This is a genomic window from Microbacterium tumbae, assembly GCF_054780175.1.
Window position 1 is genome coordinate 737,964 of the sequence record NZ_BAAGWV010000001.1, and the last position, 22,097, is coordinate 760,060.

General features: G+C 69.1%; 17 protein-coding genes. 10 read left to right on the top strand and 7 right to left on the bottom strand.

What is annotated here, in order from left to right:
• Positions 1-14: 14 nt before the first annotated feature.
• A complete protein-coding gene (locus ACYVGQ_RS03500; protein WP_460783134.1) occupies positions 15-1,271 on the bottom strand; it encodes an ROK family protein in 1,257 nt (418 codons plus the stop codon).
• A 173-nt stretch (positions 1,272-1,444) separates the two neighbouring features.
• Here ACYVGQ_RS03500 and ACYVGQ_RS03505 point away from each other — a divergent pair, with 173 nt between their 5' ends.
• The 8 genes from ACYVGQ_RS03505 (at position 1,445) to ACYVGQ_RS03540 (ending at position 10,494) form a co-directional block, all read left to right on the top strand.
• The gene (locus ACYVGQ_RS03505) at positions 1,445-2,851 is read left to right on the top strand and encodes an extracellular solute-binding protein (protein WP_460783135.1); all 1,407 of its coding nucleotides are present in this window, start codon (positions 1,445-1,447) and stop codon (positions 2,849-2,851) included.
• A gap of 72 nt (positions 2,852-2,923) precedes the next feature.
• A complete protein-coding gene (locus ACYVGQ_RS03510; protein WP_460783136.1) occupies positions 2,924-4,810 on the top strand; it encodes an ABC transporter permease in 1,887 nt (628 codons plus the stop codon).
• A complete protein-coding gene (locus ACYVGQ_RS03515; RefSeq protein ID WP_460783137.1) occupies positions 4,807-5,664 on the top strand; it encodes an aldose epimerase family protein in 858 nt (285 codons plus the stop codon). Before ACYVGQ_RS03510 ends, ACYVGQ_RS03515 begins: the two co-directional genes overlap by 4 nt.
• Positions 5,661-6,428: an SDR family NAD(P)-dependent oxidoreductase gene (locus ACYVGQ_RS03520; RefSeq protein WP_460783138.1), complete on the top strand. Its 768-nt coding sequence runs from the start codon at positions 5,661-5,663 to the stop codon at positions 6,426-6,428. The genes ACYVGQ_RS03515 and ACYVGQ_RS03520 overlap by 4 nt, the downstream gene beginning before the upstream one ends.
• Before the next feature lie 47 nt (positions 6,429-6,475).
• Positions 6,476-7,510 (top strand): Gfo/Idh/MocA family protein, encoded by a 1,035-nt coding sequence (locus ACYVGQ_RS03525; RefSeq protein ID WP_460783139.1) that lies wholly within the window; start codon positions 6,476-6,478, stop codon positions 7,508-7,510.
• Positions 7,507-8,364: an SDR family NAD(P)-dependent oxidoreductase gene (locus ACYVGQ_RS03530; protein WP_460783140.1), complete on the top strand. Its 858-nt coding sequence runs from the start codon at positions 7,507-7,509 to the stop codon at positions 8,362-8,364. Before ACYVGQ_RS03525 ends, ACYVGQ_RS03530 begins: the two co-directional genes overlap by 4 nt.
• The gene (locus ACYVGQ_RS03535; protein ID WP_460783141.1) at positions 8,361-9,296 is read left to right on the top strand and encodes an ROK family protein; all 936 of its coding nucleotides are present in this window, start codon (positions 8,361-8,363) and stop codon (positions 9,294-9,296) included. The genes ACYVGQ_RS03530 and ACYVGQ_RS03535 overlap by 4 nt, the downstream gene beginning before the upstream one ends.
• Positions 9,297-9,456: 160 nt before the next feature.
• Complete coding sequence (locus ACYVGQ_RS03540) at positions 9,457-10,494, top strand: aldo/keto reductase (RefSeq protein WP_460783142.1); 1,038 nt, start codon at positions 9,457-9,459, stop codon at positions 10,492-10,494.
• 49 nt (positions 10,495-10,543) lie between these two features.
• On the opposite strand, the gene ACYVGQ_RS03545 is transcribed toward ACYVGQ_RS03540, so the two are convergent.
• From ACYVGQ_RS03545 to ACYVGQ_RS03570, 6 genes are all read right to left on the bottom strand, one after another.
• Entirely contained in the window at positions 10,544-12,175 is a 1,632-nt protein-coding gene (locus ACYVGQ_RS03545; RefSeq protein ID WP_460783143.1) for a dipeptide ABC transporter ATP-binding protein, read from the bottom strand.
• Position 12,176: 1 nt separating this feature from the next.
• Entirely contained in the window at positions 12,177-13,001 is an 825-nt protein-coding gene (locus tag ACYVGQ_RS03550) for an ABC transporter permease (RefSeq protein WP_460783144.1), read from the bottom strand.
• Positions 13,002-13,004: 3 nt separating this feature from the next.
• Entirely contained in the window at positions 13,005-13,952 is a 948-nt protein-coding gene (locus ACYVGQ_RS03555) for an ABC transporter permease (protein ID WP_460783145.1), read from the bottom strand.
• A 24-nt stretch (positions 13,953-13,976) separates the two neighbouring features.
• Positions 13,977-15,548 carry an ABC transporter substrate-binding protein gene (locus ACYVGQ_RS03560; protein ID WP_460783146.1) on the bottom strand — a complete coding sequence of 524 codons (1,572 nt, stop codon included), beginning with the start codon at positions 15,546-15,548 and terminating at the stop codon, positions 13,977-13,979.
• A gap of 90 nt (positions 15,549-15,638) precedes the next feature.
• Positions 15,639-17,312, bottom strand: coding sequence for a hydantoinase B/oxoprolinase family protein (locus ACYVGQ_RS03565; RefSeq protein WP_460783147.1), 1,674 nt, complete (start codon positions 17,310-17,312; stop codon positions 15,639-15,641).
• The gene (locus tag ACYVGQ_RS03570; protein ID WP_460783148.1) at positions 17,309-19,414 is read right to left on the bottom strand and encodes a hydantoinase/oxoprolinase family protein; all 2,106 of its coding nucleotides are present in this window, start codon (positions 19,412-19,414) and stop codon (positions 17,309-17,311) included. Before ACYVGQ_RS03570 ends, ACYVGQ_RS03565 begins: the two co-directional genes overlap by 4 nt.
• 464 nt (positions 19,415-19,878) lie before the next feature.
• On the opposite strand from ACYVGQ_RS03570, the gene solA reads away from it, so the two are divergent.
• Positions 19,879-21,009 (top strand): N-methyl-L-tryptophan oxidase, encoded by a 1,131-nt coding sequence (solA, locus tag ACYVGQ_RS03575; protein ID WP_460783149.1) that lies wholly within the window; start codon positions 19,879-19,881, stop codon positions 21,007-21,009.
• A 126-nt stretch (positions 21,010-21,135) separates the two neighbouring features.
• Positions 21,136-22,041, top strand: a complete 906-nt coding sequence (locus ACYVGQ_RS03580) for a LysR substrate-binding domain-containing protein (RefSeq protein ID WP_460783150.1) — start codon at positions 21,136-21,138, stop codon at positions 22,039-22,041.
• The last annotated feature ends 56 nt before the right edge of the window (positions 22,042-22,097 follow it).

A 22,097-nucleotide genomic window follows, 5' to 3' on the forward strand; every position in this document is an offset into this window, starting at 1 on the left:
GCAGCGCAACGCACTCAGGCGAGCATGTCGAGCGACTCGGAGAGCACGAGACCGGCCGCGCCGAGGAGGACGATGTCGTCCTGAGGCCCGGCGAAGATGACGCGCGGCTCCCCTCCTGGATGATGCGCGACCCCGTTCACGACGTGCTGCTCGATCGAGGCGCGCAGTCGCTCCCCGCCGTGCACGATCTCGCCGTGGACGATGAAGAGCCCTGGCGCGAGCGTCTGCTGCAGGTTGATGATGCCGATCGCGACGTTGCGCGCATACCGCTCGAGCAGGGCGGATGCCTCGGTGAGCCCCTCCTCTGCCATGTTCGTCAGCCGCGCCACGGTGAGGGTCGTGGGACTCGGCAGGCCGGCGACGGCGGCCTGCACGCGGAGCCACTTCTGCGAGGCGATGGTCTCCCAGCATCCCCGGCGGCCGCACTGGCACACGGCCCCGCCGAGGTCGACGACGGTGTGTCCGACCTCTCCGCCGGAGCCTGCTCTGCCGCGATGGATCTCGCCGTCGATGACGATGCCGACGCCGATCGCCTCCGCGCAGTAGAGGGAGGCGAACGAGGAGATGCGCCTGCCGGATCCGAACCAGCGGTCCCCCAGCGCCTGGACGCGCGGGTGGAGGTCGAGATGCACGGGGAGCCCGAGGCGCTCGGAGAGGATCGGCCCCAGCGCGACGCCCGCGAGGCGAGGGGCGAGGTTCATCTCCACGATCGCCCCCTCGTCGGTGTTGACGATCCCGCCCACGGCGACCCCGACGCCGAGCACCTCGGCCGGCCGCGCGGGGAGCACGTCCTCGATGCACGCCAGGATCCGCTCGGTGATCGTCGAGGCGACGTTCCGCGTGCCGGAGTAGCTGCGGGTCGCCCGCGTGAGGATCTCGCCCGTCGGGCTGACGAGCGCCGCCCAGACGTCTGAGGGGAGCACGTGGACCGCGACGATCGGGCGCCCGTGCGGCGAGAACCAGATGGGCCGGGCCGGCTTGCCGCCCTGAGCGCTGCTGCGCTGCGGCGGCCCTTCGAGCAGGATCCCCTCGTCCAGCATCGGCTGGACGATCGATCCGATCGTCGTCTTCGTCACCCCCGAGATGCGGGCGAGCTCCGCCCGCGACAGCGGCCCGACGTCGTAGAGGATCTGCAGCAGCCGCGTGCGGTTCAGGCGTCCCGTCTCGGTCTGCGAGATGAGCCGCGGCGCCGACTCCGCACGCGCGGGCATCCGATACGCCCCTGCTCCGGGCAGGGCCGACGGACCCGTGACGACGTCTTCCAGTACCACCGAGCCCCCGTTAAATCCGCGTTACGAGTTCGAAGAAAGTACTTGACATCCTATCTGTTTAGTCAGGAAAGTGTACATACCTCGTCGGTTAGTCAGGAAAGAGATCAAACCTTCGAGGAACGGGCGGCCCCTCCGCTCGGGCGGACATCCCTTACAACGCTTGGAGCTCTGCAATGAAGAGAACGACACCCAAGGTCGGCCTGGCCTTCGCGCTCGTCGCGGCGACCTCCGCCGCCCTCGCGGGCTGCGCGGCCACCGGCTCAGGAACCACCCTCGATGAGGCGTCCTGCGACGCCCTCCTCTCGGACAGCCCCGCCGCCGCGGCAGCGGCAGCGCCCTCGCAGCCGCAGGCGGCCACAGCATCCGCCTCCGCTCCGACGTCGCCGACGGTGCGGACCGCAGCCGTCGACACCGCCGTCCCCGCGGCGGCGGAGTCGACGAAGACGATCACCTTCGTCGGCGGCGCATACACCTCCACGACCCAGGACTACTGGGAGGATCTGGCCGCCTCCTTCGAGGCTGCCAATCCCGGCTACACGGTCAACGTCCAGATCATCGACTGGAACAACATCGATCAGCAGGTCGCCACGATGATCCAGACGAAGCAGTATCCGGACATCCTCAACCAGAACAAGTTCTCCGGCTGGGCCGAGAACGGCCTCCTGCAGCCGGCCGAGGATCTCGTCTCCGCGGATGTGCAGGACGACTTCATCCCCGCGTTCCGCGACGCCAGCGTCTACGACGGGACGCAGTACGCCCTGCCGTTCATCACGAGCACGCGGGCCCTGTTCTACAACAAGGACGCCTTCGCGGACGCCGGCATCGACGAGCCGCCGACGACGTGGCGCGAGCTGGTCGACGACGCCAAGAAGCTCAAGGAGGCCGGCTACATCGGCTTCGGGCTCCCGCTGGGGTCGGAGGAGAGCCAGGCCGAGTGGTCCATGTGGATGTGGGGCAACGGCGGGGACTGGCAGACCGAGCCCGGCGAGTTCACGGTCAACAGCTCGCAGAACGTCGATACCCTCAACGTGCTCAACTGCCTGACCAACGTGTACGAGGTCACCGAGCCGAACCCCGGCCAGACCAACCGCACCGACGGCGTGTTCCACCCCTTCGCGGACGGCGAGGTCGGCATGATGTTCGGCGCCAGCTTCGCGCCCAGCCTGTTCAGCGGCTGGGACTCGACCGTCGACTACGGCGTCGCCGCCGTGCCGGTGAACGGCGACATCGCCCCCGTCACCCTCGGCGTGCAGGACTACCTGATGTCCTTCAACAACCCGGGCAACACGGAGGCGGTCTCCAAGTTCCTGGACTTCTTCTACCAGGAGGACAACTACACCCGGTTCCTGACCGACCAGGGCTTCCTGCCCGCCACGGCGAGCGCATCCTCCGCGCTGGCGAGCAACCCGGACTTCGGGCCGTTCCTCGACCTGCTGCCCAGCGCGAAGTTCTACCCGTCCACCGATCCCGCCTTCCCGGCGGTCCAAGGTGCCGTGCAGAACCAGATCGGCACCGGGGTCGCCCCCGGAGCCGATGCGAAGTCCATCCTCGACGGGATCAACGCCGCAGCGACGAAGTAGCCCGATCGCATCCGCCGTGCTGCCGGGGCCGCCCGAGGCCCCGGCAGCACCCACCCGAGAGGAACGACTCGCATGACCGACCTGGCTTCGCGCACCACCACCGTCGCCGTGACGACCGGTGGAGGACATCGCCCCGCCCGCCGCCGCGAGACCGGGCTGCGCTCCCTGGTGCGCGCCTTCCCGTGGACCCTGCCGTCGATCATCCTCATCGCCGCCGTCATCGTCGTGCCGATCGCGATCATGGTGCAGAACTCGTTCACGGCGATCGACGCCTCGGGCGTCCAGCACGGGTTCGCCGGCTTCGACAACTACCTCCGGCTGTTCCGCGAGCCCTCGTTCCTCCAGGTCGCCGTCAACACCATCGTCTGGGTCGTGCTCGTCGTCGGCGGCTCCATGGCCATCGCCCTCGGGCTCGCGCAGTTCCTCAACAAGCGCTTCGCCGGTCGCCGGCTCGTGCGCTGGGCGCTCATCGTGCCGTGGGCGGCCGCGCTGGTGATGAGCGCCACCGTCTGGCGGTTCATCCTGCAGGGCTCCAACGGCCTCCTCAACCGCATCCTCATGGATCTGCACATCATCCCGGCGCCGATCGGCTGGTACCAGGACCCCCGCTTCTCCTTCGCCTCCGTGATCGTCGTCGGCATCATCGTCACGATCCCCTTCACCACCTATGTGATCCTCGCGGGCCTGCAGACCATCCCCGAGGAGGTCTACGAGGCGGCGAAGGTCGACGGCGCCGGAGCCTGGCGCACCTACTGGAGCATGACCTTCCCGCTGCTGCGCCCCTCGCTCGTCATCGCGACGATCCTCGTCGTCGTGTCGGTGTTCAACTCGTTCCCGGTCATCTGGGTGATCACCGGCAGCAACACCGGCAACACCTCGGACACGACGATCACCTGGGCGTACAAGATCGCCTTCCGGCAGCAGCTCGACATCGGGGAGGCCGCTGCGCTCTCCGTGATCAACATCCTCTTCCTCTGCGTCGTGATCTTCTTCTACTTCCGCGCCGTCGAAGGACGCGGACGCGGGACAGGGCGGCTCGGCCGGCTGCTCTCCCCGCTCACCTCCCGCTGGGAGCAACGCGCGCGGCGCCCCCGCCGCGAGCGCTCGGGGCCCACCGCCGGCGCCCGCCTGTGGGCCAGGGTCCGACCGGTCGCGATGCCGCTGTTCGGCCTGCTGATCGCGCTGTTCTTCCTCTTCCCCTACCTCGTGATGCTCGTCTCGTCGTTCATGGACGACACCGATCTCTTCTCGTCGCCGGCCGTCTACCTCCCGACCGAATGGCAGTGGCAGAACTGGACGGAGATCTGGACGAGGATCGACCTCGCGGGGTTCCTCAAGAACAGCCTCATCATCGCGGTCGTGTCCACCGCCCTCGTGCTCGCCGTGTCGATTCCCGCCGCGTACTTCAGCGCGCGCCACCGCTTCGCCGGGCGCTCCGCGTTCATGCGCCTCGTGCTCGTCACCCAGGTGATCGCACCCGTCGCCGTCGTGGTCGGCCTGTACCAGGAGTTCGTCGTCGTGGGCGGCGTGAACCAGTACTGGTCGATCATCCTGACCAACGCCGCCTTCAACCTCGCCTTCTCCATCTGGATCCTGAGCGGCCAGTTCGAATCCGTGCCGCTGGACATCGAGGAGGCCGCGAAGCTCGACGGGCTCGGGACGTTCCGCACCATGGTGCGGATCGCGCTCCCGCTGGTCCGGCCCGGCCTCGTCACCGCCCTGATCTTCTCCTTCATCCAGGTGTGGAACGAGTTCCCCGTCTCGCTGACGCTCTTCAACAACTCCACGCTGGGTCTGCAGACCCTCCCGGTCGGGATCCAGCAGTTCGTCGGCCTGCAGCAGACCGAGTACCAGTACCTGTTCGTGGCGTCGCTGATCGCCATCGTCCCCGTGGTGATCCTCTTCGCGTCGATCGAGAAGCACCTCGTCGGCGGTCTCACGGCGGGAGCGGTGAAGTGAGCGCGCCCGCGGGCCTCTCGCTCGGCTCCGACGGGCTCCTCCGGGCGGAGCGCGGCCCGGCATCCATCGTCGTGGACCCGACAGACGGCGGACGGCTGACCTCCCTCGTCCTCGGCGGTGACGAGGTCCTCGGACGGAGCACGCCGCCTCCCGGCAGGCCGCCGGAGATCTTCCACGGCTCCTTCGTGATGGCGCCCTTCGTCGGGCGCACGGCCAAGGGCGAGTTCGACTACGACGGCAGGACCTGGTCGATGCCGCGGAACTTCGGCGAGCACGCCATGCACGGCTTCGTGTTCGACCGGCCATGGCGGATCGACGAGGAGGGGATCTCGATCGACCTCGACGAGCGCTGGCCGTTCGGCGGAACGGTCTCGCAGCGCTTCGACCTCGCCGCCGACCGCCTCACGATCACCGCCGAGGTCCGCAACGAGCAGAGGGAGATGCCGGCGATCATCGGCTTCCACCCCTGGTTCGCCGAGCGGCTCGCCGACGGCAGGACGGCCTCCTTCGAATTCGAACCCGGCACGCACATCGTCTGCGACGACGAGGGCATTCCGATCGGCGATGCACCTGGGGGCGGGCGCCGCCCCTGGGACGACTCCTTCACGGACGTCGTCCGCGATCCCGTCGTCGCCTGGGAGGACGGGCCGCGCATCGTGCTCTCCGCCGAGGCGAGCCACTGGATCGTCTGCGAGACCATGCCGGGCGCGTTCTGCATCGAGCCCCTCACCGGACCGGTCAACGGCCTCGCCGCCGGAGGCGCCGCGATCGTCGGGCCCGGCCGCCCGCTCACCCTCCGCTTCACCCTCACCTGGACCCTCCCGTCCGAACCCCACCGCGGAAAGGCATCATGAACGCACTGCAGAAGTTCTCCCTCGACGGCAAGACCGTCCTGCTCACCGGGGGAAGCCGCGGCCTCGGCCGCGCCATGGCTCAGGGGCTCGGCGAGGCCGGCGCCTCCGTCGCCGTCACGGCGCGCACGCTCTCCGCGGCGCAGGCCGCGGCGGCGGAGCTCGAGGAGCTCGGCATCCGCGCCTACGGCGTCCAGCTGGAGGTGTCCGACTCCGACGACGTCGAGCGCGCCGTCGCGGAGGTGAGCTCGGAGTTCGGCGAGATCGACGTGCTCGTGAACAATGCGGGCATCGGCATCGGCGGCGCCGCCTTCGAGACGCCCGACAGCTCCTGGCACGAGGTCATGGCGACCAACGTCGACGGCGTCTGGTACTGCAGCCGCGCGGTCGCCAAGCGGATGGCCGAGCGCGGCGGCGGCACGATCGTGAACGTCGGCTCGATGTCCGCGCAGATCGTCAACCAGCCGCGCTGGCAGATCTCCTACCTCACCTCCAAGGCCGCGGTCCATCAGCTCACGAAGGGGCTCGCCGCCGAGTGGGCGCCCTACGGCATCCGGGTGAACGCGATGGCGCCCGGCTACTTCCTCACCGAGATGTCCCCTGTGGACCAGCCGGAGTTCAAGCCCTGGTGCGTGGACCCTGCCGCGATGAAGCGCTGGGGGGAGCCGCACGAGCTCGGCCCCGTGGCCATCTTCCTCGCCAGCGAGGCGTCGAGCTTCATGACCGGATCGATCGTCACGGTCGACGGCGGCTTCACGCTGTTCTGAGCCGGCCGCGCTCTCCGAACCGAAATCCCAGAAGAAGAGGTATCACCATGCTCACCATCGGCATCGTCGGCGCAGGGCTGCGCGGCAGACTGTTCGCGGACGCGCTCTCCGACAGCCCCGGCGTCGAGGTCGTCGGCTTCGCCGAGCCCTCGCCGAGAGTGGCTGCGGAGGCCGCGGAGGCGACCGGCCTGCCCGTCGCTCCCGACCATCGGGCCCTGCTCTCCGAGCACGCCCCCGACGCGGTCATCGTCGCCACTCCGGACTTCGCGCATCGCGAGGTCGCCGTCGACATCGCCCGGACCGGCGCGCATCTGCTCATCGAGAAGCCCCTCGCGACCACGATCGAGGATGCCTACGCCATCGCCGAGGCCGTCGAGAAGGGCGGCGGCCGGTGCCTCGTCGGATTCGAGAACCGGTGGAACCCGCACGTGCTCACCGCGCACGCCGCGGTCGCCGCCGGCGACATCGGCACGCCCATCACCTCGAGCGCCGTGCTCAGCAATTCTTACCATGTGCCGACGAGGATGCTCTCCTGGGCGGGTCTCTCCTCGCCCGCCTGGTTCCTCATGCCGCACACGATCGACCTGCTGACCTGGCTGACCGCACGCACGCCGGTCACCGTGAGCGCCGTCGGCTCCCGCGGCGTGCTGGCGGCCAGGGGCGTGGACACCTGGGACGTCATCCACGCCCTCGTGACCTTCGACGACGGCACCACGGCGACGCTCAGCTCGGCGTGGGTCCTCCCGGACGCCGGGGAGGGCATCGTGGACTTCCGCTTCGGCGTCGTCGGGACCGAGGGGGCGGTCTCCGCGGATCTCGGTCACCAGGGGCTCACCACGATCACGGATCGCCAGAAGTCGCTGTGGCCCCTGTCCGGGCGGATCGGCCGATCCGCGGTCGGTCCCGCGGCCTGGATGGTGCAGGACTTCGCCGCCGGACTCCTCGACGGCGCTCCGCTCGGCCCCGGGATCGAGCAGGGGGTCCTCGTCACCGAGACGATCTGCGCGATCGAGCGCTCCCTCGAGACGGGCTCGCCCGTCTCCCTCCAGGATCTGCGCGCCGTCGGGTCGACCCTCTCGTGACCGCGAATCCCTCGGACGCCGCTGGACGCCCGCGCTTCCTCGGACGTGTCGCGGTCGTCTGCGGCGGCGCCCAGGGGATCGGACGCGCCGTCTCGGAACGGCTCGCCGCGGAAGGGGCGCACGTCGTCATCGCCGACCAGGCCGAGGATGCGGCCGCAGAGCTCGCCGACTCGATCCGCGCGTCCGGGGGCACGGCGAAGGCCCGGATGCTCGACGCCGCAGACGCCTCGTCCGTCGGCCGCTTCTTCTACGGGCTCGGCGAGGACTCCGGCGCGATGGACGTGCTCGTCAACTGTCCGGCGCACGCCAGCGACACGCACTTCGAGCGCATCACGGAGAGCGAGTTCGACTTCGACGTCGCCGTCACCCTCAAGGCGCCGTTCCTCTGCATCCAGGCGGCGGTCCCGCATCTGCTGCGCTCCGCGCACGGCGGGAACGTCGTCACGATCGGCTCCGTGAACGGCATCGAGGCCTTCGGCAACGAGGTCTACGCGGCCGCGAAGGCCGGACTGGCGAGCCTGACGAAGAACCTCGCGCTGCGGTACGGCCCGCTCGGGCTGCGGTTCAACCTCGTCGCTCCCGGCACGGTCGGAACGCGCAGCTGGGACGCGCGCCGCGCCTCGGAGCCGGGCATCCTGAACGGGATCGGCGATCTGTACCCGCTCCGCAGGATCGGCACGCCGGAGGACGTCGCCGCGGCGTGCGCCTTCCTCGCCTCCGACGACGCCTCCTGGATCACCGGTGTCACGCTGCCCGTCGATGGGGGGATCACTGCCGGGCAGCAGGGATTCATCCAGGAGACGTTCGGACCGGAGTTCTTCCAGAGCATGGTCGAGCGGAGGCCGTCGTCTTGACCGGCGGCGTGCGCGTCGTGTCGGCGCGCTGGACCGTCGGCATGGACATCGGAGGGACCAAGACGCACGCGGTGGCGCTCGACCGCGGCGGACAGGTCAGTGCGTCCAGCATCCGCCCCACGGGATTCGGCGCCTCGGAGGTGACGGCCGCCGCCCGGCACGCGCTCGTCGCGCTGGCCCGCGAGCTCGACGTCCCCGTGCACGAGCTGGGATCCGTCGGGATCGGCGTGCCCGGCGCCGTCGACATCGCGAACGGGATCGTGACGCATGCGGTGAACCTGGGGATCACCGCGCTCGACCTCCGCGGCGCGCTGCAGGGCGAGACCGGCGGAGAGGTCGTCGTCGACAACGACGTGAACGCCGCAGCCCTCGGAGCCGCGAGATCCATGGACGTCGACGGCTCGATCGCATATCTGAACGTGGGCACCGGTCTCGCCGCCGGGTTCGTCGACCGCCGAGGCGATCTCGAACGGGGTGCGACAGGCGTCCGCGGCGAGATCGGGCACCTGCCCGTCGTTCCTGACGGTCGCCTCTGCTCCTGCGGGCAGAGGGGATGCCTCGAGACCGTCGCCTCCGGCTCGGCGGTCGCCGCCGCGTGGCCGTCGCCGGGAGGCTCAGCGGTCGCATCGATGCTCGAAGCCGCTGATCACGGGCAGCCCGAGGCGCTCGTCGTGCGCGACCGTCTCGTCGACGGCGTGGTCACGGCGGCGCAGATGCTCCTGCTCTCCGCCGATCCCGACCTCGTCGTCCTCGGCGGCGGCGTCCTGAACTCCGGCGACGGGCTGCGGGTTCTCATCCAGGAGAGGATGAGGGCCCGCGAGGCGTCATCCGCGTTCGTCACCTCGATCGAGCTGAGCGCACGGGTGCGCTTCATGCCCGCGGGGTCCGACCACGCCGCGATCGGCGCGGGGCTGCTGGTGCTCGCTCGCTGAGCGTCAGCGCCCTTCGCCGTATGCCCGTCCTGCCGGGAGGAAGAGACCGACCCGACAGCCCGATCGACGCTGCGGAGGCGAGGATATCCGGCGCCTATACCCCGATACACGGGCCCGCCCGTCCGTGGAATCGAGGGAACGGCAGCGATAGCCTGGGCGCATGCCAACCATCCCCGCACAGCCGTTCACCCACCTCGCACGCACCGGCGTGGAGGTGTCGCGGCTGTGCCTGGGCACCATGATGTTCGGCGGGTGGGGGAACAGGGATCACGATGAGTCCATCCGGATCATCCATGCCGCCCTCGACGCGGGGATCAACTTCGTGGACACGGCGGACATCTACGCGAAGGGCGAATCCGAGGAGATCGTCGGCAAGGCTCTCAAGGACCGTCGTGACGAGGTCGTGCTCGCCACCAAGTTCTACAACCAGCTCGAGGACGGCCCCAATCACCGCGGCGGGTCGCGGCGATGGATCATGCGCGCCGTGGAGGACTCGCTGCGCCGGCTCGGCACCGACTACATCGACCTCTTCCAGATGCATCGACCCGACAGGTACACGGACATCGAGGAGAGCCTCTCCGCCCTCACCGATCTGGTGCAGCAGGGTAAGGTCCGCTACATCGGCTCCTCGACGTTCCAGCCCTCTCAGGTCGTCGAGGCGCAGACGGTCTCGCGTGAACGGCACCTCGCACGCTTCGTCACGGAGCAGCCGCCGTACTCGATCCTCGCCCGCGGCATCGAAGCGGACCTCCTGCCGACCGCGCGACGCCACGACATCGGCGTGGTCGTCTGGAGCCCCCTCGCCGGAGGATGGCTCAGCGGCCGCTTCCGCAAGGGACGCCCCTTCCCGACCACGCATCGCGACAACCACGATCACAAGCGCTTCGACCTCGACGATCCCCATGTCTCGGCGAAGTTCGACGCGGCCGACCGCCTCGGCGCCCTGGCCGACGAGCTCGGCGTGCCGCTGGTGACGCTGGCGATCGCATGGACTCTCGTGCACCCCGCCGTGACGAGCGCGATCATCGGTCCCCGCACGATGGAGCAGCTCGAGGATCAGCTGAAGGCGGTCGACTACGAGATCCCCGTCGAGGCGCTCGACCGCATCGACGAGATCGTCGCGCCCGGAACGACCGTGAATCCGATCGACCAGGGCTTCATCAACTGGTGGCTCGACACCGACCAGCGCCGGAGCTGAGGCTTCCGCCGGTGGGGCTGCGCACCCCGCCGCGGCGATCGACCGCACATCAGCCGCGACCGTAGAAGGCCGGGTCCGGCACCGGCACCGCGGAGATCAGTCTCCGCGTGTATTCTGCCTCCGGATCCACGAGCAACCGGGACGTCTCGCCCTGCTCGACGATCTCTCCGGCGCGCATCACGACCACCCGATCCGCGAGCCGGCCGACGACGGCGAGGTCGTGACTGATGAACAGGCAGCCGAAGCCGAGCTCCTCCTGGAGCTCTTCGAGAAGATCCAGGATGGTCGCCTGCACGGAGACGTCGAGCGCGCTGGTGGGCTCATCGGCGATCAACAGCTTCGGACGGAGGATGAGCGCCCTGGCGATGCCGACACGCTGACGCTGGCCCCCGGAGAGTTGATGGGGGTAGCGATCGAACCACTCACGAGGAAGACGCACCCTCTCCAGCATCTCCTCTCCACGACGGCGCAGTTCGGCGCGCCCCGACGCGAGCCGCTGCCATCTCAGCGGAGCGGTGATGCTCTGACCGATGGTCGCCCGCGGATTGAGGGAGGACGACGGGTCCTGGAAGACGATCGCCACCGAGGTCGCCGCCCGATCCCGACCGCCCGCTTTGGCGCCGTTGCGAACGACGGTGCCGTCGATGACGATCCGCCCCGACGTGATGGGGGCGAGTCCGACGAGCGCCTTGCCCAGCGAGGACTTGCCCGATCCGGACTCGCCGACCACGGCGACCGTCTCGCGCTCGTGCACGACGAGCGAGGCGGCGGAGACCGCGGAGACCCGCTGGAGCGGACCCGTCCGGTAGGTGACGGTGAGATCGCCGACGTCGAGGACGGGATCCTGCTCCGCGGGACCGCCGGGGCGGAAGCGGCCGATCCGCGGAACCGCGTCGAGCAGCTCGCGGGTGTAAGCGTCCTGCGGCTCGGCGAAGAGGGCGCGAGCCCCGCCCGACTCGACGTTGACGCCGTTGCGCACGACGGTCACACGGTGCGCCATCCTGGCGACCACCCCCATGTCATGGGTGATGAGCAGCAGCCCCATGTCCCGCTCGGAGACCAGGCGGTCGAGCAGATCGAGGATGCCGGCCTGCACCGTGACGTCGAGAGCGGTCGTCGGCTCGTCCGCGATCAGGAGCCGGGGAGACCCGGCGAGCGCCATCGCGATCATCGCCCGCTGCCGCTGTCCGCCGGAGAGCTCGTGGGGATAGGCGCGAAGCCGTTCCTCCGGCTGCGGCAGCCCGACGCTCTCGAGCAGCTCGACGCTCCGCCGATGGACCTCCTCGGCCGGCCCATGGGCCCGCAGGGCCTGTTCCAGGTGCTGGCCGATCGTGTAGACGGGGTTGAGCGAGGTCATGGGGTCCTGGAACACCATCGCGATCTCGGCGCCGCGCATCCTGCGGATATCGCCGGGGCCGAGCGCAGTGAGCTCGCGACCCTCGAATCGGATGCTCCCGCCCACGGTCGCGCCGCGGGGGAGGAGCTGCAGGACGGCGGAGGCCGTGATCGACTTCCCCGACCCCGACTCGCCCACGAGCGCCACGATCTCCCCTCTGCCGACCTCGAGCGACACGTCGCGCACGGCGTGGACGGTCGTGCCATGCGCGATCAGATCGACCGAGAGACCGGCGATCTCGAGGAGGGGTGCACCGGCTGCTGCGGCGTCTGCGGGGGTCGACACGTCATCGCTCCTTCGGGTCGAATGCGTCGCGCAGGGCGTCGCCGAGGACGCTGAAGCACAGGATGGTGACCACCACGGCGATCGCGGGCACGCCGACGGGGACGAAGGTGGTGCCGAGATAGCGCGTGCCCTCCGCGATCATCTGCCCCCAGCTCGGATTGGGCGCCGGGACGCCGAGACCGAGATAGCTCAGACCCGATTCGAGGAGGACCGCCGCGGCCATGGTGAGTGAGAACTGCGCCGTCACCGGGCCGATCATGTTCGGGACGATGGTCTTCGCGAGGATCGTGCCGGAGCCCGCGCCGAACACCTTCGCCGCGTCGACGTACTCGAGCCTGCTCGTCACCCGGACCTGGGCGAAGGTGAGCCGCGCGAACTGCGGCACGAAGAGCACCCCCATGACGACGATCAACGTCATCGAGCTCGGACCGGTGAAGGTCGTGATGAGCAGAGCGACGACGATCGCGGGGAATGCGAGGATGACGTCCACGGTCCGCATCGTGAGCATCTCGGCGAGCCAGCCGAAATAGCCCCCGATCAGGCCGAGCAGCACACCGATCAGAAGGGCCAGCAGGGTCGCGCTCACGGCGACGAAGAGCTCCTCTCGACCGCCGTGCAGGAGTCTCGACAGCACATCGCGGCCGAGGTAGTCGGTGCCGAGCGGATGCCCGGGCGCGCCGATCTCGGCGAATCGGGCTCCCCTGTCCTGGGCCAACGGCCCGACCGGGGCGATGACGTCCGCGAGGAGGCAGAGGAGGACGATCAGCGCCAGCAGAGCGGCCGCGGCGATGCGGGCCGGGGAGAGGAGGGATCGGAGGCGGCGCATCGGTCAGCTCCTCGCGCGCGGGTCGAGAACACCCTGCAGGATGTCGACGACGATGTTGATGACGATGAACACGATCGAGATCACGGTGATGATGCCGATGACCACCGGATAGTCCCGGTCGTTGACCCCCTTGACGAGCATCGAGCCGACGCCCGGCCAGGTGAAGACCTGCTCGATGACGACGCTCGATCCGATCAGGGCGCCCAGCTCGATCGCGATGACCGAGGTCACGGGACCCAGCGAGTTGCGCACCACATGGCGCCGGAAGACGGTCGGATCGGAGAGGCCCCAGGACCGCGCCGTACGCACCCAGTCGCTTCTGCTCGTCTCGAGGATGGTGGCGCGGGTGATGCGGGCGACGGTGCTCGTGAGCATCACGGACAGCACCACGACGGGGAGGATCAGCCGGCTGAGATGTCCGGCGGGATCGTCCCATCCGACGTATCCCCCCGAGGGCAGCAGCCGCAGCTGCGTCGCGAACAGGACGACGAGGAAGGTGCCGAGCACGTAGCCCGGGATCGCGACGCCGAACGCGGTGAAGCCGGAGAGCACGGAGTCGCGCCATCCGCCCAGCCGTGCAGCCGAGGAGCCGAGCAGGATGCCGCAGGGGATGGAGATCAGAGCGGCGCCGAGCATCAGCTCGAGGCTGTTCGGCAGCCGGAAGGCGATCAGCTGGGACACCGGCGCCTGCTGGGTGAAGGACGTGCCGAAGTCCCCCACCGCAGCGCCTCCGAGGAAGTCCAGGTACTGCTCGGCGATCGGGCGGTCCAGGCCGAGCCCGGCCCGGATCGCCGCCACCGTGGCCGGATCGGCCGCCGCCGTCCCGCTTCCCGAAGCGAGGATCTCCGCCGGGTCCCCCGGGATCGCATGGATCGCCGCGAAGATGAGCGTGAGCACGACCCAGACGAGCGCGAGCCCGATACCGAGTCGCTTCAGGATGAAGAGCAGCATGGAGGTCCGATCCGGCCTAGGCGATCACTCGGTGAGGACGACGTCCTGGATGGCGATCCCCGAGTACAGGTTGAGGAACCCGGGGAAGGCGGCGAACCCGGTGACGTCGTCGGTGTAGGCGTACGCCTGGTTGCGACGGCCGATCATCGTGAAGGGCACGTCCTCGTTGATGATCGTGAACGCCTCCGTGAAGCCCTCCGTCTGCTCCTCGGGGGTCGCGCCCCGCAGGCCCGCATCCAGGGCCGCGTTCAGGGCCTCGTTGTTGTAGCCGAAGCTGCGCACGTACGAATCCGGCCCCGTCACGTAGTTCTTGATCCAGAACGGGTTCAGCACCGCTCCGGCGCCGCCGACGGTCGTGATGTCGTACTCGCCGTTGACCCCGAGCTCCTGGTAGGCCGCGTAGTCGACGTCGACGATGTTGACGGTGATGCCGATCGCCTCGAGATCCGCCTGGATCGAGAGGGCGGAGTCCAGCAGGAACGCGTACTGCGAGCTCGTGGTGAAGTCGAGGGTGAGGTCGCCGTCGGCGTATCCGGCGTCCAGGAGCATCTGATGCGCGGCGTCGGGATCGTACTCGAAGGGATCCTTCGCCTCCGGCACGTCCGCGACGGAGCCCGCCGCGACCGGGATCGAACTGGAGGCGGTGCCGTATCCGAAGAAGGCGGAGTCGATCACGGACTGCCGATCGATCGCGGTGGACACGGCCCTCCGGACGACGGGATCGCTGAGAGGACTGCCCTCGACGACGTTGAAGTAGACGTACATGAACTGGGCTTCCTGCTGATCCAGCACGATGCCCTCCGTGGTGTCCAGCCGCTCGAAGTCCGCCCAGGGCACGAAGTCCATGAAGTCGATCTCACCGGCGAGGAGCGCGTTCACCCGCGCCGTGGCGTCCGGATAGTAGGTGATCTCGATCGTGTCGAGCGTGACGTCTTCCGCGTTCCAGAAGCCGTCGAACCTGCTGAGGGTCATCCCGACGCCCGCGGTCTTCTCCTCGATCTGGAACGGTCCGGCCCCGATCTCCGCGACCGCGCCGAACTCGAGCGCCTCCGCGGGGTAGATCGCCGACGTCGGGTCGGCGAGGTACTCGAGGAAGGCGGAGTTCGGCGCCGAGAGCGAGATCACCGCGGTCAGCTCGTCCGGCGTGTCGACGGACTCGATGTCCGAGAGGCCGGTGACGGACTTGGCCCCGTTCTCCGGCTCCGCGAGATAGAGCAGCGACGCCGCGACGTCCTCACTCGTCAAGGGTTCGCCGTCCTGGAAGGTGAGGCCCTCCCGCAGCGTGAACGTGTATGTGGTGGCATCATCCTGCTCGTAGCTCTCCGCGAGGTACGGGACGAGCTCCTCGTCCTTGTTCCAGGTCACCAGCCCCGCGTGCACCAGAGTATCCATGGTCACGCCGACATTTCCCTGGTCGAGCCCCGCCTGGATGGGCTGCGGCTCGCCGGAGTTCCCGTAGCGAAGCACCTGTTCGGCCGCCGGGGCGGCGTCTTCCGCGTCGTCGGACGGTCCCGCGCAGCCGGCGAGGACGACCGCCGCGGCGGCCAGACCCGCGAGTCCCGCCATGCGCGCTCTGCGCATGAAAGTGGTGTTCATATCTGACTTGCCTTCCTGTCACTGTGATGGGGTGATGCAGCTTCGGAGAGCACCGGCGGAGAGCCAGGATGCGGATGCCCGATCGGGGGATCAGGCGGAGTAGGGTCCGTAGACGTCTCTGGCGATGTCGGCGGAGATCCGACCCTCGCGCACATCGGTGGCGACGGCCGCGCGGTCCCGCTCGTGCGGGTCCCCGTATCCGCCTCCGCCGGCGATGATGCAGGCGAGCGACTCACCCGTCGACAGCGTGGTCCAGGTGTCGGTCACGACCGTCCCGTCGCCCTTCTGGACGCGCAGGCGCTGGCCGTCCGTGCCCCCGAAGAGTCCCCACGGCGAGGTCGTGACACGGGTGACGCTGGTCTCGCACCGGCACTCGTCGTGCTCCGCGCGGATCTCCCGCCAGATGCCCATGCCCCCGCGGTGACGCCCGTGACCCGATGAGTCGTCGACGAGACCGTAGCGGACGACCGTGAGCGGGTACTCCGCCTCGAGGCTCTCCACGGGCAGGTTCGAGGTGTTGGTGAGATGCGCCTGCGCGCCGTCCATCCCGTCGACGTCGATACCGGCGCCATGACCACCGCCGATCGACTCGATGTAGATGTAGTACTCGCCGGTCCGCGGGTCGACGCCGGAGAAGCACATCGTCGGGCAGCCGCTGTAGCTCGCGGCGGGCACACGCGCAGGGACCGCCTGGGCGAGAGCGCCCAGGATCAGGTCGACGACGCGCTGCCCGAGCTGGATGCGTCCGTAGACGGCGGCGGGGACCACGCAGTTGAGGATCGAGGCCCGGGGAGCGGTCACGTGGATCGGACGATAGAGACCGGCGTTGGCGAACACCTCCATCCCGATCACCGCCTTGACGGCGTAGTACACCGTCGCCAGCAGCGCCGTCCAGACGTTGTTGATGCCGGCGCGGATCTGCGGGGGCGCCTGGAACTCGAGGAACATCTCATCGCCGCGGACGGTCAAGGACAGCGAGATGGGCAGCTCGCCCTCGAACTCGTCCGAGTCGAAGAGGTCGTCGAACTCATAGGTGCCGTCGGGGATCTCCGCGATCCCGAGCCGGATCTTGCGCTCCGTATAGTCCATGAGGTCGCGTCCGGCCTGCTCGACGATATCGGCGCCGTACCGCGAGCAGATCTCCCGGTAGCGCTGGATGCCGAGGCGGTTCGCCGCCATCTGCGCACGCAGGTCCGCCCGGCGCTCGGCGGGCACCTGCATGTTGGTGAGGATCAGATGCCAGATGTCCTCGTCCATCTCGCCGGCCGTGAACAGCCGCACGGCGGGGATGCGCAGCCCCTCCTGGAAGATGTGCTCGTGCGTGCGCTCGGCATAGTCGGCGTGGTGGGCGAGGTTCGTCGCCCACGCCCGCAGTCTGCCCTCGACGAAGATCGGGGAGAGCAGGACGATGTCGGGCAGGTGGGTGCCGCCGCCGGTGTGCGGGTCATTGCCGATGAAGACATCTCCGTCGCGAAGGGTCTCGACCGGATAGCGGTCGAGCACGGACGCCACGACGCCCATGAGGCTTCCGAAGTGGATCGGGATGTGCTCCGCCTGAGCGAGCGTCGTGCCCTCGGCGTCGAACAGCGCGGTCGTCGAGTCCCGGCGCTCCTTGATGTTGGGCGAGTAGCTCGCCTTGACGAGCGCCTCGCCCATCTCCTCGCAGATGGATGCGAGTGCGGAACCGATGACCTCGACGAGCACCGGATTGAGGGCCGGTGCCGGGTCTGCCGCGAGCGCCGGGCGGTCGATCGTGCCGGTCATGCGTTCTCCTCTGTTCTCGTGGCGCCTGATCCTGGTGCACCGAGCTCGGTGACGATGAGCAGGCGCTCGTCGACGCGCGCCGACTCTCCCGGTACGAGGAAGGTCGTGGTGTCGTACTGCTCGATGACGGCCGGGCCGTCGATGATCGCGCCCGCCGGCAGCAGCTCGCGCTGATACACGGGCGAGGTGCGCCGCTGTCCGAACTCCGGCAGGTAGATGTCCCTTTCGCCGATGACGGCCGGCGACGGATCCGTGCCGACGATCGGGCGGGCGGGGAACTCCGCATGGGGCACGGCCCCCGTCCCGCCCACACGCAGGGTGACGACCTCGATCGCGGCGTCGTCCATGTGATAGCCGTAGCGCTGCTCGTGCAGCGCGTCGAACTGCGCGCGCACGGACCCGAGCCACAGCTGGGGATCGTCCGCATCCGGCACCTCGACCGCCATCTCATAGTTCTGGCCCACATAGCGCACCTCGAGGATGCGCGAGACCGATCGATCCGCGAGCGCCACGTTCTCCTCCTCGAACCAGCCGACGACGCTCGCCTCCAGGTCGCGGAGCAGCTCGCGCACCACCGGGATCGCCTCAATGGTGAGCCGGACCACGCGGGTCACGGAGCTCTCCGTCTTCAGGTCCGCCATGAGCATCCCCATCGCGCTGGTGGCCCCGGGGCTGTGCGGGATGACCGTGCGACGCATGTTGAGCTCTTGGGCGAGACGCGCCGAATGCAGCGGGCCAGCACCGCCGAAGGAGACCAGGGCGTAGTCGCTGGGATCGTATCCGCGCTGCACGGAGATCACGCGGATGGCTCTGGCCATGTTCGCGGTGACCACGCTGATGATCCCCTGCGCGGTGTCCTCCGGCGAGAGGCCGAGCCGTTCTCCGAGAGCCGCCACGGCCTGGTACGAGAGCGACGCGTCGATCGGCATGGTGCCACCGAGCAGATGGCTCTGGTTGAGCACGCCGAGGACGACGTTCGCGTCCGTGACCGTCGGCGCGGTGTTCCCCAGTCCGTAACAGGCGGGGCCAGGCACGGCACCGGCGGACTGCGGGCCGACCTTGAGGTGGCCGCCCTCGTCGATCCAGGCGATCGAACCGCCTCCGGCGCCGACCGTGTTGATGTCGAGCATCGGCGCCTGGACCGGGCGGCCGTCCAGCTCCATGCCGTTGGTCTCCACCGGACGCCCTCCGGCGACGAGTGCGACATCCGAGGAGGTGCCCCCCATGTCGAAGGTGATGATGTCCTCGATCCCGGACGCGCGGCAGACCTCCGCCGAGCCGACGACGCCCGTGCTCGGCCCCGAGAGGACGGTTCGGACAGGCAGTCCGGCGGCCGCCGTGAAGGACATGATCCCGCCGTTGGACTGCGTGACGTGGGCCTTGGGCCGGAGTCCCTCCTCACGCAGGCGCGACTCGAGGCGGGTGAGATAGCCGTGCATCGTGGGACCGATGAAGGCGTTGATCACCACGGTCGACAGCCGCTCGTACTCGCGGAACTGCGGGAGCACCTCATGGGAGACGGAGAGAAACGCGTCCGGCAGCTCCTCGGCGAGGATCTCCTTCACCTTCCGCTCGTGGTCAGGCACCAGGTAGCTGTAGAGGAAGCACACCGCGACGGCCGTGACGCCCGCCGCCTTGAGGGCGCGCGCCTGGAGGCGGACGTCCTCAGCGTCGAGCTCGGTCTCGATCGACCCGTCGAAGCGGACGCGCTCATCGACCTCCAGGCGGAGATCACGGCTCACCAGCGGAGTGGGCTTGACTCCGAAGAGGTCGTAGAGACCGGGCCGCTTCTGCCGCGCGATCTCGAGAAGGTCCTTGAAGCCGCGGGTCGTGATCAGGCCGGTCCTGGCGCCCTTCTCCTGGAGCAGTGCGTTCGTGGCGACGGTGGTGCCGTGGGCGAAGTAGGAGACGCTGCCGAACGCCGTCTCATCCAAGGCGCCGTCGGCGGAGAGGAGGATCTTCTTCACGCCCTCGACGACGGCGGCGCCGGGGTCCGCCGGCGTGCTCGAGACCTTCGTGACGGCCACTGTGCGCGTCGCCTCGTCGTAGAGGCACACATCTGTGAAGGTGCCGCCGGTGTCCACCGCGATTCTGTAACCCATACCCGTTTCCTGTTGCTCGTCTCGTGGTCCGTGTTCCCCGGTGCGTGCGATCGCATCGGGTCTGCGAGCCGTGTCTCCCCGGCGTCCGCAGATCCGACCGCGCAGGTCGGTGAGATCGGGTGCCGACCCGGCGATGATTGACGGCAATCGTTGCAGAGCCCGATTCGGCTGACCAATACCGCATGCGAATGGCTGCGGATTCGGTCGGTATGGCATACCCCGCGGAGTACCGGACGCTCTCAGAATGCGTCGGACGCATTGCCGGAATGTGTCCACCGCGTGACCGTCGCGCACGCACGCACGAGGGGTACGTTACCGAGGAGTTGCATGTCAAGAGACATACCCACACGGTACGCCGCGAGACGCGACACGGTCACTATCGGGCCCGTAGCACACGCTGCTAGAACGAACTCGCGGCCCGCTCAGGCGCCGCGCCAAGCGAATCGGAAGGGAAGAACACCGTGATGGACGCGGATGTGGCAATCGTCGGGCTCGGCACGATGGGCTCGATGGCGGCCTGGCAGCTCACACGGCGCGAGGGCGTTCGCGTGCTCGGCTTCGACCAGTACGGGCTGGGGCATGCCCGCGGCGCAGGCGCCGGCGAGTCCCGACTCTTCCGCACCGCGTACCATGAAGGCCCGAGCTACGTGCCGCTGCTGCTGGAGGCCCGCAAGCTGTGGCTCGAGCTGGAGCGCGAGACCGGATGGCCGCTCTATCGCCAGATCGGCGCGCTGTCGATCGGAAGCACGGAGCTGCCGCAGATGTCGCGGGTCGTCGAGTCGATCAGGACCTATGACCTCCCCGCCGAGCTGCTCGACGGCGACGAGCTGGCACGGCGCTTCCCGCAGCACAGGGCCGTCGACGGCGAGATGGGCATCCTCGACCTGCTGGGCGGTGCGCTGCGGCCCGAATCGGCCATCAAGGCAGCCCTCCTGACGGCGGAGAGGGCCGGAGCCGAGCTGCACGGCAGGGAGCCGGTCATCGGCATAGAGCCGGAATCCGACCATGTCAGGGTGATCACGTCCGCCGGCTCGTATCGCGCGGGTCATGTCATCGTCACGGTCGGCCCCTGGTCCCGGGAGTTCCTCCCGGATGTCAGCCCGGCACTCGTCGTCCAGCGCCAGGCGCTGACCTGGTTCGTCCCCTCGCGACCCGAGCTCTTCGTCGCCGAGCGCTTCCCCGCGTTCATCCGTGACACCGAGGGGGTGCACATCTTCGGCGTCCCCTCGCTCGACGGCAGCACCGTCAAGGCGGGCATCACGCCGTTCTGGGACCACGAGGCGCGCGTGGAGGACGTCGACCGCTGGCTCGATCCCGCCGACGTCGCATCCATCGGGGATGCGGTGCACGCCTACATCCCCGATCTCGGGCCGGAGCCAGCCCGGTTCGACGTCTACATCGAGAGCTACGTCGACGACAAGACCCCGCGCATACTCCGGTGGCAGGACTCCCCCCGCACGACGGTCCTCACGGGCTTCAGCGGACACGGGTTCAAGCTCTCTCCCATCTTCGGCCGCATCGCCGCGCAGTACGCGCTCGACGGCTCCACCCCCTACCGGGTCGACCCCTTCCTCGAGCCGCTGCCGTCCGCATAGTGTCCGCAGCCGTCGATCCGGGAGGCGCACGTTGCGACGCCGCCCGATGACCGTTCCCGGTGCATCCCGGACGATCCGGTCCTCATCATGAGCTCACCGCCGACGGGGTCGAATAGGCTGAGGGACGTGGACCGACTGGAGTTGCGGGAGCTTCGGTACTTCGTCGCGGTCGCCGAGGCGCGCAGCTTCACCGCCGCCGCGAAGCAGCTCCACATGGCGCAGCCTCCGCTGAGCAGTGCGATCAAGAAGCTGGAGAACGAGCTCGACGTCACTCTGTTCAACCGCACGCGCAACGGTGTGCTGCTCACGGCCGCCGGGGCGCGCCTCCTCCGTGAGGCGAACGACATCCTGCGCAGGGTCGGCGAGATCGGGGGAGTGCTGCACGAGCAGCAGACGGACGTCCCCCGGATCCGGCTGGGAAGCGTCACGAGTGCGCTCACCGGTCTCCTTCCGCTCGTCCTGCCCTCCGTCGGAGACCTCATGGAACCGGTCGTGTACGCCATGCAGGAGAAGGCCCAGCGACAGGCTCTGCGCGACAACGCGATCGAGCTGGGCATCTACCGCGTACGCCGGCCGGAGGGTCTGCACCACGTCCCGCTCTTCGACGAGCCGCTGTACGTCGCACTGCCCGTCGAGCACCCCCAGGCGTCCCACCCGAAGGTGGAGCTGTCCACGTTGGCCGACGAGCCCTTCATCATGTTCTCCCGCGATCGCGCACCCGTAGCGTTCGACGCCGTGACCGCCGCCTGCAACCGCGCGGGCTTCAGCCCCCGCGTCGTGCACACCACGGACAGCGACCAGATGACCTTCGGCCTGGTCGGGTGCGGCATCGGCATCTCCATCGTCCCCGAGCTGAGCACACGGATGCGCCTGCCAGGCGTGGTGTGCCTGCCGCTCTCCGACACCGCAGCGATCACGCCGCTGGCGGTCATGGTCAACCACGACGGACCGATCGCGATCGCGGAGGAGTTCACGGTGCGCTGCCGAGCGGCCTGGCGACGCGCGCGAGCGAACCGCCACTTCGAGGCGTAGCACGCTGCCGAGTCCCACCCGGAGCGCAGGGCACCGCCCTTCGCCGGGAGGATCCT

Bases quoted from the DNA above. Each gene is read 5' to 3' on its own strand.
- ACYVGQ_RS03505 (WP_460783135.1), top strand. From the start codon at position 1,445: ATGAAGAGAACGACACCCAAGGTCGGCCTGGCCTTCGCGCTCGTCGCG.
- ACYVGQ_RS03510 (WP_460783136.1), top strand. From the start codon at position 2,924: ATGACCGACCTGGCTTCGCGCACCACCACCGTCGCCGTGACGACCGGT.
- ACYVGQ_RS03520 (WP_460783138.1), top strand. From the start codon at position 5,661: ATGAACGCACTGCAGAAGTTCTCCCTCGACGGCAAGACCGTCCTGCTC.
- ACYVGQ_RS03525 (WP_460783139.1), top strand. From the start codon at position 6,476: ATGCTCACCATCGGCATCGTCGGCGCAGGGCTGCGCGGCAGACTGTTC.
- ACYVGQ_RS03540 (WP_460783142.1), top strand. From the start codon at position 9,457: ATGCCAACCATCCCCGCACAGCCGTTCACCCACCTCGCACGCACCGGC.
- ACYVGQ_RS03550 (WP_460783144.1), bottom strand. From the start codon at position 13,001: ATGCGCCGCCTCCGATCCCTCCTCTCCCCGGCCCGCATCGCCGCGGCC.
- ACYVGQ_RS03555 (WP_460783145.1), bottom strand. From the start codon at position 13,952: ATGCTGCTCTTCATCCTGAAGCGACTCGGTATCGGGCTCGCGCTCGTC.
- ACYVGQ_RS03560 (WP_460783146.1), bottom strand. From the start codon at position 15,548: ATGAACACCACTTTCATGCGCAGAGCGCGCATGGCGGGACTCGCGGGT.
- ACYVGQ_RS03565 (WP_460783147.1), bottom strand. From the start codon at position 17,312: ATGACCGGCACGATCGACCGCCCGGCGCTCGCGGCAGACCCGGCACCG.
- ACYVGQ_RS03570 (WP_460783148.1), bottom strand. From the start codon at position 19,414: ATGGGTTACAGAATCGCGGTGGACACCGGCGGCACCTTCACAGATGTG.
- solA (WP_460783149.1), top strand. From the start codon at position 19,879: ATGGACGCGGATGTGGCAATCGTCGGGCTCGGCACGATGGGCTCGATG.